Source organism: Stenotrophomonas koreensis (assembly GCF_001431525.1).
GTDB classification, from domain to species: domain Bacteria; phylum Pseudomonadota; class Gammaproteobacteria; order Xanthomonadales; family Xanthomonadaceae; genus Stenotrophomonas; species Stenotrophomonas koreensis.
Genome location: NZ_LDJH01000008.1, coordinates 126,435 through 139,955 on the forward strand (window position 1 = coordinate 126,435; position 13,521 = coordinate 139,955).

General features: G+C 65.9%; 7 protein-coding genes and 1 riboswitch. Of the genes, 5 read left to right on the top strand and 2 right to left on the bottom strand.

Features of this window, described 5'->3' with window-relative positions; genetic code table 11:
• Entirely contained in the window at positions 1-216 is a 216-nt protein-coding gene (locus tag ABB25_RS05705; protein WP_057664830.1) for a hypothetical protein, read from the top strand.
• A gap of 24 nt (positions 217-240) precedes the next feature.
• On the opposite strand, the gene ABB25_RS05710 is transcribed toward ABB25_RS05705, so the two are convergent.
• Positions 241-3,600, bottom strand: a complete 3,360-nt coding sequence (locus tag ABB25_RS05710; protein ID WP_057664831.1) for a hybrid sensor histidine kinase/response regulator — start codon at positions 3,598-3,600, stop codon at positions 241-243.
• A gap of 120 nt (positions 3,601-3,720) precedes the next feature.
• Positions 3,721-5,967 carry a TonB-dependent receptor gene (locus tag ABB25_RS05715; protein ID WP_057664833.1) on the bottom strand — a complete coding sequence of 749 codons (2,247 nt, stop codon included), beginning with the start codon at positions 5,965-5,967 and terminating at the stop codon, positions 3,721-3,723.
• A 166-nt stretch (positions 5,968-6,133) separates the two neighbouring features.
• Between ABB25_RS05715 and ABB25_RS05720 the strand changes: the two genes are divergently transcribed.
• The 4 genes from ABB25_RS05720 to ABB25_RS05740 all read left to right on the top strand — a co-directional run bounded on the left by ABB25_RS05720 (position 6,134) and on the right by ABB25_RS05740 (position 13,283).
• Complete coding sequence (locus ABB25_RS05720; RefSeq protein ID WP_057664835.1) at positions 6,134-7,537, top strand: GntP family permease; 1,404 nt, start codon at positions 6,134-6,136, stop codon at positions 7,535-7,537.
• Between the two features lie 244 nt (positions 7,538-7,781).
• Positions 7,782-7,879: riboswitch (glycine riboswitch) on the top strand.
• Positions 7,880-7,971: 92 nt separating this feature from the next.
• Positions 7,972-10,836: an aminomethyl-transferring glycine dehydrogenase gene (gene gcvP, locus ABB25_RS05725; protein WP_057664836.1), complete on the top strand. Its 2,865-nt coding sequence runs from the start codon at positions 7,972-7,974 to the stop codon at positions 10,834-10,836.
• Positions 10,837-11,053: 217 nt separating this feature from the next.
• Entirely contained in the window at positions 11,054-12,499 is a 1,446-nt protein-coding gene (locus tag ABB25_RS05735; protein ID WP_152981047.1) for an XVIPCD domain-containing protein, read from the top strand.
• A gap of 19 nt (positions 12,500-12,518) precedes the next feature.
• The gene (locus tag ABB25_RS05740) at positions 12,519-13,283 is read left to right on the top strand and encodes a hypothetical protein (protein ID WP_057664841.1); all 765 of its coding nucleotides are present in this window, start codon (positions 12,519-12,521) and stop codon (positions 13,281-13,283) included.
• Positions 13,284-13,521: the final 238 nt, after the last annotated feature.

Below are 13,521 nucleotides of genomic sequence, written 5' to 3' on the forward strand. Positions count from 1 at the left end.
ATGGATGATCTGGACATGGCCAGCTGCTGCCGCTCTGCCTGGCCGCTGATGCAGCAGGCCTGGCAGCAGCACGGCAACACTGCTGCTTTCTGGGATGCCTACCAACGCCTGCTCAGCGAACATGACCAAGGCGAGCTCGCCGCCAGGGACTGCGCCAACCGGATTGCGCGGATGGCACAGCGGCTGGGGGCAATCGACGTGGCCATGCTGGTCTAGCTGCCGCGGCCAGCGGCCGCCGGCTCAGTACACCGTGGTCTGGCGCGCAGCCAGCAGCCGGTCCAGTACCGATTTCAGCGCCAGCGGCCGCACCGGCTTGTGCAGCAGGGTCAGGCCCTGCTCGAGCACTTCGCGGCGGGTGGCCAGGCTGTCATCGGCACTCAGGATCAGGGTCGGCCGTGGCTCGCCACTGGCGGCCAGGCGCTGGCGCAAAGCGGTGCCGGTATCGCCATCATCCAGGTTGTAGTCGAACAGCCACAGCGCCACCTCGTTGTCGGCCAGCACCGCCTGCGCCTGTGCCTGGCCGTTGGCCTCATGCACCACGCAGCCCCAGCCACGCAGCAGCCCGGCCAGCGCGGCCAGGGCCTGCGGATCGTTGTCCACCACCAGCACGGCCACCCCGGCCAGGCCGGTGCCACGCCCGGGCGTGCCCTGCACCGGGGCTGGCAGCACCGGGCGTGCGGCCGCGGCCACGCTGACACTGAAAACGGTCCCCACCCCCGGCTTGCTGCGCAGGCCCAGCGGCAGCTCCAGCAGGCGTGCGATGCGCTCGGCAATGGCCAGCCCCAGGCCCAGGCCCTGGCCGGCAGCGCCCTCGCCGCGGCGGAACTCCTCGAAGATGGACTGCTGCTGCTCAAGCGCAATTCCCGGGCCGGTGTCATGCACCTCCAGGCGCAGCTGGCCAGCACTGCGCCGTACCCCCAGCAGCACGCCGCCGCTGCGGGTATAGCGCACCGCATTGGCCAGGAAGTTCTGCAGCACCCGGCGCAACAGTTGTGGATCACTGTGTACCCAGGCGGCACTGCGCACGTAGTGGAAGGCCAGCCCGTTGGCCCGGGCCAGCACCGCAAACTGGGCGGCCAGCGGATCGAGCACCTCGGCCAGGGCGAAATGACGGGGCTGCGGCACCAGCCCGCCGGCTTCCAGCCGCGACATGTCAAACAGCCCGGTCAGCAGGTCGGTGGTGGAATCCAGTGCGCCGCTGATCTGCCCGATCAGCTCCAGCTTTTCCGGCGTAGTGGACTGCTGGGCCAGGGTATCGGTGAACAGGTGCGCGGCATGCAGCGGCTGCAGCAGGTCGTGGCCGACCGCGGCCAGGAAGCGGCTCTTGGCATCGCTGGCGCGCTCGGCCTCGCGCTTGGCCGCCTCCAGCAGGGCGGTCCGCTCACTGACCCGCTGTTCGAGGAGCTCGTTACTCCGCTTGAGCTCGCTTTCGCTGCGGCGGAACGCGGTGACATCGGTAAAGGTGGCCACGAAGCCACCGCCGGGCATCGGATTGCCGCGGATTTCGACAATGCTGCCATCCGGGAACACCCGCTCGGACAGGTGCGGGGTGCCGGCGCGCATGAAGGCCAGGCGGCGCTCGGTGGCGCGTGGCCCTTCGCCACGGGCTGGCATCCGCGCCAGCGCCCAGGCGGTGATGTCGGCAATCGGCCGGCCCACCTGCAACAGCGCCGGCGGGAAGCCGAACAGGTCGGCATAGCGCCGGTTCCAGGCCACCAGGCGCTGCTCGCGGTCGATCACGCTGATGCCCTGGCTCATGTTGTTGAGCGCCGCTTCAAGCACCTGCTGGTTGAAGCGCAGGTCGGCGCTGGCCTCGCTGACGATGGCCGCCACCGTGGCCAGCTCGCCCTGCTCGCGCCGCGCCGCATCCAGCAGCAGGCGTGCCGAGGCACTGCCCAGCACGGCAGACAGCTCACGCTCCATCGCCACTTCCATGGCCAGCGGCACCGGGCCCTGACGCGGCGCACCTTCCAGGATCTGTTCGACCTGGTGCATGCGCAGGAAGCGCCTGCCGGCATCACGCAACACCTCCGCATCCATCCCGCGGCGGCCGCCCGATGGTGCCGAGCGGCGCCACAGCAAGGCCAGCAAGGTGGCCAGGGTGCCGACAAACAGGCTGGCGCCCACCGCGCGGCCCAGCGGCGTCCAGCCGGTCAGGCCGAACAGGCCCGACGGCGACAGCCAGGCCAGACCGAACGGCCCGGACTGCAGCCAGGCTGCGGGAACCATGCCGCCGGCCTGCAGGTTGGGCAGCAGCAATACCCAGGCCCAGGTGGCAAAGCCGGCCAGCACGCCGATCACGGCCGCGCGCGGCGGTGTCTGCGGGCGCCACAAGGCAAAACCGAGCACCGGCAGCAAGGTGGCCAGCGCGGAGAAGGACACCGCACCGATGTCGGCCAGCACATCGGATTGACCGATCACCCGGCTGTAGCCCCAGGCCATCAACATGGTCAGGCAGATCACGATGCGACGCAGCCACAGCAGCTCGTGCCGGCGGTCGCCGCCATCGCGGCGTGACCAGGCACCGCGCAGCAAGCCGGGGGCAAACCAGTGGTTGCCGATCATCAGGCTCAGGGTGAGCACACTGACCACCACCATGCCGGTGGCCGCGCTCAATCCCCCCAGGAAGGCCAGCAGCGCCACGCCCTGCTGACCGGCGGCAAACGGCAACGCCAGGGTGTACATGTCGCTGTGCACCTCATTGCCCAGCAACGCGCTGCCGGCACGTGCCAGCGGCAGGATCGGCAGCGACATCAGCAGCAGGTACAGCGGGAACAACCAACGCGCGGTGCGCTGGCCGCGGTCATCGCGGCACTCCACCACCGCCATGTGGAACTGGTGCGGCAGCAGGAACATGGCCAGTGCGCCCAGCAGCAACAGCGGCAGGAAGCCGCCGCTGGCCGGCAATACCTGGCTGGCCTGTTGCAGCGGCAGTGCCGTATCCATACCGCGCGGCAGCCACCACAGCACAAACAGGCCCAGCACCAGCATGGCCACCAGCTTGAACACCGATTCCACTGCCATGGCCAGCACCAGGCCGCGGTTCTGTTCGGACACATCGGCGCGGCGTGCGCCAAACAGGATCGCAAACAGCGCCATCAGCCCGGCCACGTAAAGCGCACTGTCGCCCAGCAGCGGGGGCGGCTCGGCACTGACGCTGCGCGTGGTGATCATTGAAAAACTCATCGCCACGGCCTTGAGCTGCAGGGCGATGTAGGGAATCAGGCCCAGTGCCGCCACCGCGGTGACGGTGGCCGCCAGCCAGGCGTCACGCCCGAGCCGAGCGGCAATCAGGTCAGCCAGCGAGGTGGCATTGGATTCGCGCGCCAGGGTCACCAACCGTCCCATGAAGCGCGATGCCAGCAGATAGAAAGCGATGGCACCCAGCAACGTGGGCGGTATCCACCAGCCATGCCGCGCCGCCTGGGTCACGGTGCCGTAGAAGGTCCAGGAGGTGCAGTGCACCGCCAGCGACAACGCATACACATGGTGCCAGTGGCTGGCCAGGGCATTGGGCCGCCGCTCGCCGTACACGGCGGCGGCAAACATCAACAGCAACCAGGCAAACCCGGCGATGGCAACGGTGTACAGGCTCAGCATCGCAGATCAATCCCCGGCGGCAGACGACCCCGCAGCGGCGGGCGGGGCAAGGATAAACAAAAACAGCGGCAGGCTTGCGCCTGCCGCTGTCCCTGATGCGTCACCCCACAACGAGGACGATCAGAAGTTGTAGCGCACCGACACGTAGTAGTTGCGCGGCAGGCCGTAGTAGGCGGTCTGGATGTTGCCCACCGAAGTGAATTCCTGGCCTTCGGTCATGTAGCTCTTGTCGGTGATGTTGCGCACGCCAGCGCGCACCTGCCAATCCATCGCCGCGCTGTCCCACACGCCGTACAGGCCGCCCAGGGTATAGGCCTTCTGCATCAGCACATCGCGATTGTCCACGCTCAGCCAGGTGTCATCGCGGTAGCTGATGTCACCGCCAACGGTCAGGTTGCCGGCGTTGCCCAGCGAGAACACGTGCTGCAGGGCGATGCGGGCACTGATTTCCGGCGAGAACGGCACATGGTCGTGGGTCAGGGTCGGATCGAAGTTCGGGTAGGACGGATCCAGGCGGAAGTCATCGAAACTGTCGTAGCTGGCGTCCATCCACGACAGCTGACCGCTCAGGGTGGTGGCACTGCCCAGCAGCGCGGTGCCTTCCAGCTCAAGACCCTTGATGCTCATCTCCGCGGCGTTGAGCACCGGGAAGGTGGAAGCATCCTGGGTCACGCGGGCCTGGAAATCGCTGTACTTGCTGTAGAAGGCCGTGGCGCTGCCGCGGAAGCGCTGGTCAGCGCTGCTGCCCTTGATGCCCAGCTCGTAGGTCCAGACAAATTCCGGGTCGAACTTGGCATTGCGGGTGTCGGCAACCGTATTGGCGCGGCCGTTGAAGCCACCGCTCTTGAAGCCGCGGTTGGCCGAGATGTAGCCCATCAGGTTGTCGCTGAAGGCCTTCTGCAGGCTGATCGACGGGGTGGTGGCACTCCAGTCCGCTTGCGCGCTGAATGCCACGGTTTCATTGATCACGTTGTACGGCGCGCCCCAGAAGGTGCTGGTGGAGCGGTCGTATTCCTTGCTGTCTTCGGTCCAGCGCACGCCGGCGGCCAGGGTCCAGCTCGGGGCGAACTCCCAGTTGACGTGGGCGAAGGCGGCCTTGGAGGTGGTGGTCAGGTCATCTTCGATGGTGCGCAGGAACGGCAGGCCGGCACCGAGCAGCTGGAACAGGTCGTCGGCGTAGGCCTCCTGGTAGGACGGCACGTTCTCCTGCATGTAGTACGCACCGAAGGTGGCATGCACGTTGGAGCCGTTGTCGTAGTGCAGCTGGAATTCCTGGCTCTTCTGGTCCTGGTCGATGGCCACCAGCACATCGCCCAGCTCGTAGGCGCTGGCGTCGATGTCGATGTAGGACTCGGTTTCCAACTTGCGCACGGAAGTGATCGACTTGAGCTGGAAGTGCTCGTTCAGATCCCACTCCATCGACAGTGATGCGCCCGAATGGGTCAGTTCCTGGCCCTTGTCGGTGCCGAAGGACGTCTGCGCGGTGTGGTTCCACTTGCCCGTCTGGCCCGGCTGCAGCACCACCACGCCGGCCGGTGCCAGGCTGGTGGCAATCAGCGGCGCCATCGGGCGGCCCATGGTCAGCGCAGCGTCCTGCTCGGTGTGGTCGATGCTCAGGGTGGCGCGGAAGGCATCGCTGGGCGAGAAGGCCAGCTTGGCGCGCACGGCGGTGGTGTCATCGTCGTTGAAGCGGCGGCCCGTGGCCGGGTCGCGCACATAGCCATCGTTGGTGATCTTGGCACCGGCGATGCTGGCGGCCACGGTGTCGCTCAAGCGGCCAGAGACATAGAAGCGGCCTTCTGCGCGGCCGTAGTTGCCGGCAGTCAGCTCGATCGCACCGCCTTCGTTGTCGAAGGGGTTCTTGGTGGTCAGCTTGATCGCGCCGCCAGTGGAGTTCTTGCCGTACAGGGTGCCCTGCGGGCCACGCAGCACTTCCAGCTGGGCGATGTCGAACAGCGAGAACAGCGCACCATTGATGCGCGAGTAGTAGACATCGTCCACATACATGCCCACGCCCGGGTCGAAGGTCTGCAGCGAATCGGGCTGGCCGATGCCGCGGATGGCCACGTTGACCGAGTTGGCCGAGCCACGGCCCTGGGCGATGTTCATGTTGGGCACGGCGCCCTGCAGGCCTTCCACGTTGGATGCCTGCAGGTCCTTGAGCTGTTCTTCGCCGAAGGCGCTGACGGCCACCGGCACATCCATGATCGATTCGGTACGGCGACGAGCGGTAACGGTCAGTTCGTCCAGCGTGACAGCCTGCTGGTTGCCTGGTGCCTGTTCGCTGGACGGCGTGCTCTGTGCCATGGCCATGACCGGAGCCAGCAACACACCACCGATGGCTGTGCAAAGGATCTTGCGCTTCATAAAGGTCTCCCCTCCTCCCGGGTATGACATGGCAGCAAACAGATGCCGCCGATGCTGCGCAAGGTAACCAGACGCCGGTCACATTCGTACTGTCCGTTGGTACAGTGCCCCTGCCCCCGATGCACTGTTGATACTGCCGGCCATTCGTTTTGCCCCGGAGGCGGCAATGTCCTTTCTGATCGTACTGGCCGCGCTGTGTTTCCTGATGTTCGTGGCCTATCGCGGCTACAGCGTGATCCTGTTTGCGCCGGTGGCGGCGCTGGCCGCGGTGGTACTGACCGACCCGGCCCTGGTGCAGCCGATGTTCACCGGCTTGTTCATGGACAAGATGGTCGGCTTCTTGAAGCTGTACTTCCCGGTGTTCGTGCTCGGCGCCATCTTTGGCAAGCTGATCGAGATCTCCGGCTTCTCCAAATCCATCGTCAGCGCCACCATCAAGCTGGTCGGCGCGCAGCGCGCGATGCTCTCCATCGTCATCGTCTGCGGCCTGCTCACCTACGGCGGGGTGTCGCTGTTCGTGGTGGTGTTTGCGGTGTATCCATTTGCCGCCGAGCTGTTCCGCCAGAGCAACATCCCCAAGCGGCTGATCCCCGGCACCATTGCGCTGGGCGCCTTCACCTTCACCATGGACGCGCTGCCGGGCAGTCCGCAGATCCAGAACATCATTCCGACCAGCTTCTTCGGCACCACCAGCTGGGCCGCCCCGACCCTGGGCGTGGCCGGTACGGTGTTCATCCTGATCCTCGGCCTGAGCTACCTGGAATGGCGCCGCCGCGCTGCGCTGAAGGCCGGTGAGGGCTATGCCGGCAGCGATCCGCTGCTCAATGAGCCGGAAGCCTTCCGTGGCGAAAAGCTGGCCCATCCGGCCATCGCGCTGCTGCCGCTGGTATTGGTGGGCGTGTCCAACTACCTGTTCACGGTGTGGATGCCCGGCTGGTACGGCACGGTTACCGAATTCATCCCGGCGGTGATCGGCAACCCGGCCCCGGTGGTGCAGGAAACGTCCAAGCTCGGCGCGATCTGGGCGGTGCAGGCCGCGCTGCTGGTGGGCATCCTGTCCGTCATCGCGCTGGCCTGGGCACCGGTGGTGGCCGCGTTTGCCGAAGGCACCAAGAGCGCGATCGGCGGGGCGATGCTGGCCTCGATGAATACCGCTTCCGAGTACGGCTTCGGCGCAGTAATTGCCGCGCTGCCTGGCTTCCTGGTGGTGGCCAATGCACTGGGCTCGATCCCCAACCCGCTGATCAACGAGGCGATTTCGGTCACCGCAATGGCCGGCATCACCGGCTCGGCCTCGGGCGGCATGTCGATCGCGCTGGCGGCGATGGCCGACAGCTTCATCGCCAACGCCCAGGCCGCCGGCATCCCGATGGACGTGCTGCACCGTGTCGCCGCGATGGCCTCCGGCGGTATGGACACACTGCCCCACAACGGCGCGGTGATCACCGTGCTGGCCGTCACCGGCCTGACCCACCGCCAGTCCTACAAGGACATCTTCGCCATCACCGTGATCAAGACCCTGGCCGTGTTCTTCATCATCGGCGTGTACTACGCCACCGGGCTGGTCTGAAACGCCTTTGGCGGCAAGCCCTGGCGGCCTCTCTCCCCGCCCGGGTTTGCCGCATGGGCGGGGCGAGAGCCCCGTATTCACCTACCGCCAGGCCTGTGCCTGGCGGTTTGCGTTCAGCCAGCTGCGCTGTCACAGGCCAGGGCAACGGCAGGCTATAATTGCCTCCGCAACACGGTGGGAGAAGCGGGGTCCATCCGCTGCCGAAGGCGCAACGCCCGTAATCGCTCAGGCCCGATACCACTTGCAGCACAACTCTGGAGAGACCGGTACAACCCGGCGCCGAAGGGGCACCACGCGCACATGCGCGTCCAAACTCTCAGGCAAAAGGACAGAGGGGCAACTGCGGAAAGCCAGGCTTTCCGTCCGTGCGCCTGCGCGTGGATGGGCCTGCCTTTGCGTTCCCATGCCCTGCTTGTTGCCTGGACCCTCAGACCATGTCCCAGAACACCCCTTCGCTGCACGCCCTTGAACACGCCGGCGCCTTCATCGAGCGCCACATCGGCCCGGATGAACGCGAAATCGAGCAGATGCTCGGCGTTGTCGGCCAGCCCTCGCTGGAAGCGCTCACCGATGCCATCGTGCCGGCCAGCATCAAGGCCGCCAATGCGCTGGAACTGCCGGGTGCGATGACCGAAGTCGACGCACTGGCCAGCATCCGCGCCATCGCCAGCAAGAACCAGGTGTTCCGCAGCTTCATCGGCCAGGGCTATTACGGCACCCACACGCCGAACGTGATCGCGCGCAACATCCTGGAAAACCCGGCCTGGTACACCGCCTACACCCCGTACCAGGCGGAAATCTCCCAGGGCCGGATGGAAGCGCTGATCAACTTCCAGACCATGGTCGCCCAGCTGTGCGGCATGGAAATCGCCAACGCCTCGCTGCTGGACGAAGCCACCGCCGCGGCCGAGGCGATGACCCTGGCCAAGCGTTCGGCACGCAACAAGTCCAACACCTTCTTCGTCCACGATGCGGTGCACCCGCAGACCCTGGAACTGCTCAAGACCCGCGCCCGGCCGCTGGAGATCGAGCTGCACGTCGGCCCGCTGGCCGATGCGCTGGAGCACGACAGCTTCGGCGTGCTGATCCAGTACCCGGATACCTACGGCAAGGTCGAAGACCATGCTGCCCTGGTCGAGGCCGTGCATGCGCGCAACGGCCTGGTGGCCGTGGCTACCGACCTGCTGGCCCTGACCCTGCTCACCGCCCCGGGCGAATGGGGCGCGGACATTGCCATCGGCAACAGCCAGCGTTTCGGCGTACCGTTCGGCTTCGGCGGCCCGCACGCCGGCTTCATGGCCTGCCGTGATGCCTACAAGCGCTCGATGCCCGGCCGCCTGATCGGTGTCTCCATCGACGCCCACGGCAACCCGGCCTACCGCCTGACCCTGCAGACCCGCGAGCAGCACATCCGCCGCGAGAAGGCCACCTCCAACATCTGCACCGCCCAGGTGCTGCTGGCCGTGATGGCCGCGATGTATGCGGTCTACCACGGCCCGCAGGGGCTCAAGCGCATCGCCCTGCGCACCCACCGTTATGCCGCCATCCTGGCCGCTGCCCTGCGCAATGCCGGCATCAGCGTCGGCGGTGACTTCTTCGACACCCTGCACATCACCGGTGTCGATGCCGAGGCGATCCATGCCAAGGCGGCAGCGGCACGGATCAACCTGCGCCGGATCGATGCCGCCTCGCTGTCGATCAGCCTGGACGAGACCACCACCCGCGCCGACGTCGTCACCCTGGCCGGCCTGTTCGGTGCACCGTGCGACATCGACGCCCTGGATGCCATCACCGGCAATGCTCTGCCGGCAGACCTGCTGCGCAGCAGCAGCTACCTGGACCACCCGGTGTTCAACAGCCACCATTCCGAGCACGAGCTGCTGCGCTACCTGCGCGGCCTGGCCGACAAGGACCTGGCGATGGACCGCACGATGATCCCGCTGGGCTCGTGCACGATGAAGCTCAACGCCACCGCCGAGATGATTCCGATCACCTGGCCGGAATTTGCCAACATCCACCCGCTGGCCCCGGCCGAGCAGACCACCGGTTACCAGGAACTGATCGACGGCCTGGAGCAGATGCTGGTCAAGTGCACCGGCTATGACGCGGTGAGCCTGCAGCCCAACTCCGGCGCGCAGGGCGAATATGCCGGCCTGCTGGCCATTGCCGCCTACCACGCCAGCCGTGGCGAGGCGCACCGCAACATCTGCCTGATCCCCGAATCGGCCCATGGAACCAACCCGGCCTCGGCGCAGATGGCCGGCATGAAGGTGGTGGTGACCAAGTGCGATGCCAACGGCAACATCGATGTGGAAGACATCCGTGCCCAGGCCGAAAAGCACTCGGCCAACCTGGCCGCGATCATGATGACCTACCCCTCCACCCACGGCGTGTTCGAAGAAGACGTGGTGGAGATCTGTGAAATCATCCACGCCCACGGCGGCCAGGTATATACCGACGGCGCCAACATGAATGCCCTGGTCGGCCTGGCCGGACCGGGTGCCTGGGGCTCGGACGTTTCCCACCTGAACCTGCACAAGACCTTCTGCATCCCGCACGGCGGCGGCGGCCCGGGCGTGGGCCCGTGTGCGGTCAAGTCGCACCTGGCCCCGTTCCTGCCCGGCAAGCTGGGACAGGACGGCCCGGTCGGCATGGTCAGCGCGGCCAACCATGGCAGCGCCTCGATCCTGCCGATCAGCTGGATGTACATCACCATGATGGGCGGTGACGGGCTGCGGCGCGCCACCCAGGTGGCCCTGCTCAGCGCCAACTACGTCGCCAGGCGTCTGGCCGACCACTTCCCGACCCTGTACACCGGGCGCAACGGTCTGGTCGCGCATGAGTGCATCCTGGACCTGCGCCCGCTGGAAAAGGCCACCGGCATCGGTGCCGAGGATGTGGCCAAGCGTCTGATCGACTTCGGCTTCCACGCCCCGACCCTGAGCTTCCCGGTGGCCGGCACGCTGATGGTCGAGCCGACCGAGTCCGAGCCGAAGGGCGAGCTGGACCGCTTCATCGACGCGATGATCCAGATCCGTGCCGAAATCGCCGACATCGAAGCCGGCAAGCTCGACCGCGAGGACAACCCGCTGAAAAACGCGCCGCACACCGCTGCCCACGTCTCGGCCAGCGAGTGGACCCACGGCTATCCGCGTGAACTGGCGGCCTTCCCGCTTGAGAGCCTGAAGCTGCAGAAGTACTGGCCGCCGGTGGCCCGTGTGGACAACGTGCACGGCGACAAGAACGTGTTCTGCGCCTGCATCCCGGTCGATGCCTACAAGGATGACGAGCAGGGCTGAGCCCTCGCCCGTCCCGCGGCATGTGAATGACAAAGGCCCCGCATCGCGGGGCCTTTGTTTTGGTAGCGGCCACGCAATCGTCCTGCCTGCCGATGCAGCTCAGGCCATGTCGCCGGCCTGGACGTGGATGGATACGCCGCGATGTGACCCTGTACACGGATCACGCCTGTGACATTGGGCAGGATCACCTTGTCACTCACATCGACAGGAGGTCACAGTGAACACAGGGATTGCATTGGATATCCGCGGATCGGCCGATGAAATCGGCCAACTCCTTGCGGGAGCGGGCGTGGCCACGGCGCTGCAGCGACTTGACCATTTGCGACAAGGACACCCCCTCGCTGTCCAGGAAGCGCTGGATCGTTATGTCGCTGCGGAAAACCAGCAACACCTGCAGACAGACGAGCAGGCCCCTACCGATACCGCCATAACCTCCGTGCAGGCAACGCGGCAGCGCGTGCTCCAAAGCGCCGGCCCACCGCGATTACCCGCGTCGGCGGAAATGCAGTCTCTTGATTCCACCCAGCAATTCCACGTCTACGCCAGCATTGTGGCCACCCGCGGCACCGCATTGGCCCTCGACGACCTGGATCGTGGAAATCGGGTGATCCTGGGGATCCGTAACGAGACCCGAACCACCGTCAACCAGGGACGTGGGGATTACGATGACCGCATCGTGGTGCTGTGGAAAAATCCGGACGCCACAACCGGACTCGCCCAGTTCCAGGCCACAACCGAACCAACCTCCCAATACGATGCCCGGGCGGGCTTTAATCCTCGCCCCGGTCCGTTCGAACGTTCCGGATTTCGAAGAGCCGAGGGCATGGACAGCAACCAGGATGGGATCGCGGACCTCGGTCGCCTGGCCGAAGGCACCATCCAGATGCAGGCAGCAACCCATCTCACGCCAAGCGGTCGCGGCGCCACCCACTTCTCCCTGCGCCCATCCCCGGAGGCAGTGGAAAGCACCCCTTCAGGCGTGCAGCGCGATACCAATGGCGACGGATGGTTTGACTCTGCCGATATCCGCGGGGTTGAACCACTCAACAACACCTTCAAACACCACATGGGCAGCCGCACCAACACCGACTCGGCCGGCTGCCAGACCCTTCCTCGCCAAAGCCCAACTGGCGAAGAGGCTTATGAGCGTTACATGGAAGCCGTGCGCGGCACCGAGGGCCAACAGCGATGGCAGTACGTATTGACCAGCAGCCGCCCCGCCCAGATCCGGCAGCATGAAATCACCGGCAACACCATTGCCGACATCGACCGTCGGCAAGTGGATGCGAGAGTACCAGGCCATCCGGACCACGGGCTGTACTTGCAAATCCGGCAACATGTCGATGGTGTTGAGCTGTTGCGACACAACAGTGATGCCGTCAGTCTGGCGATCCTGCATGCCGCCAAGGAGAAAAACTGGACTTCCGTGGACGGCATCCGCACCAGTCATCCATTACCCAATGCTCCCGCAGCTGAAACCATCTTTCTGGTCAGGGAAAGCGGTAACGATCCCGCAGACCAGAGACTGGGCATCCTCGCCTCAACCCTTTCGGCCAGCACGGTGGAGAGCAGCCTGGACCAACTCGCCGCCCACGCGCGGGAACCTGTGGGACAACCGCATGGAGAGCTGGAGCAGCACCAGAGCCAAAGCCTGGCTCGCTAAAGCCACAGGAGTTCAAAGAATGCGCGACTTCGGCCTTGTTCCTTCCTTCGCGTGCCTGATGCTGGCAGCTTGCGTTTCCATTCGCGCAAGTTCTCCGGAACAGGGCGCGGTGTCCTTGACCGGAATGCAGACCCGGGCCTATCCACCCATTGAACATGGCGCCTGGGGAACACTTCCCGCCGAGCTGCAAGCAGCTCTGACCAAGCTTCCGGAATCCGTTGCGCCGCTGGATCGACCGGCGCTGACGGCCCTGGCCCGACTTCGCTATGCCCGCTCTGCGCAACGGGAGTTCTACGCGCGAAGCGACGACGTCACCGTCTGGATGCGCCGTTTCGAGGGCAAGGATGGCGGGCCTGCTGGGCTTGCCTTGCAGGTTGCCGGCTCCTGCAACAGGCTGCCTCCGGTACACCTGTTGTCCCGGACGGATCTGGACGCCCTCACCAGCAGCTGCGCACAACGGGAGCATGCAGATTTCGACACCGGCCTGCTGTTGTTCAAACTGGCAAGCGACGGCCGCTTGTTACCAGCTGGCGAGGTGCAAGGGCAGCTGTTCCCGCGACTCTCCGCAGCCCAGCAGCACACACTGGACAGCATCGGTGTCGGCCCGCCGTTCGCCGATATCCCGATGCTGGCCGACGGCGATGAGATGGCGGTATGGCGGGAAGCAGATCCCGAACGGCCATTGCCCGAAAACCTGCCAGGCACCCATCCCGTGTACCCCGGCCTTGTGCATGGCGGCAACCTTGTGTGGACCGGTACAGCGTTCCGTATCCGGCAACCTTGAGCCGCATGCTGGAAGCGGTGATAAAACAGGCCCAGCAGCAATACCGGGCCTTGTTTTTTCCGTCCTGCCCGACCACACGCCCAAAGGACACATCGGGACGGCCTCGATACCCCGGCCGCGACCGGCCTGCAGCTGCAACGGCAACCACTTGCATGCCCAGTTGCAGCGCGGGCAGCGTTGGTGAGGAGCCTGCGGGCAAGCACCCAGGGGCGTGATCAGCGCACCAACAGCAGCACTG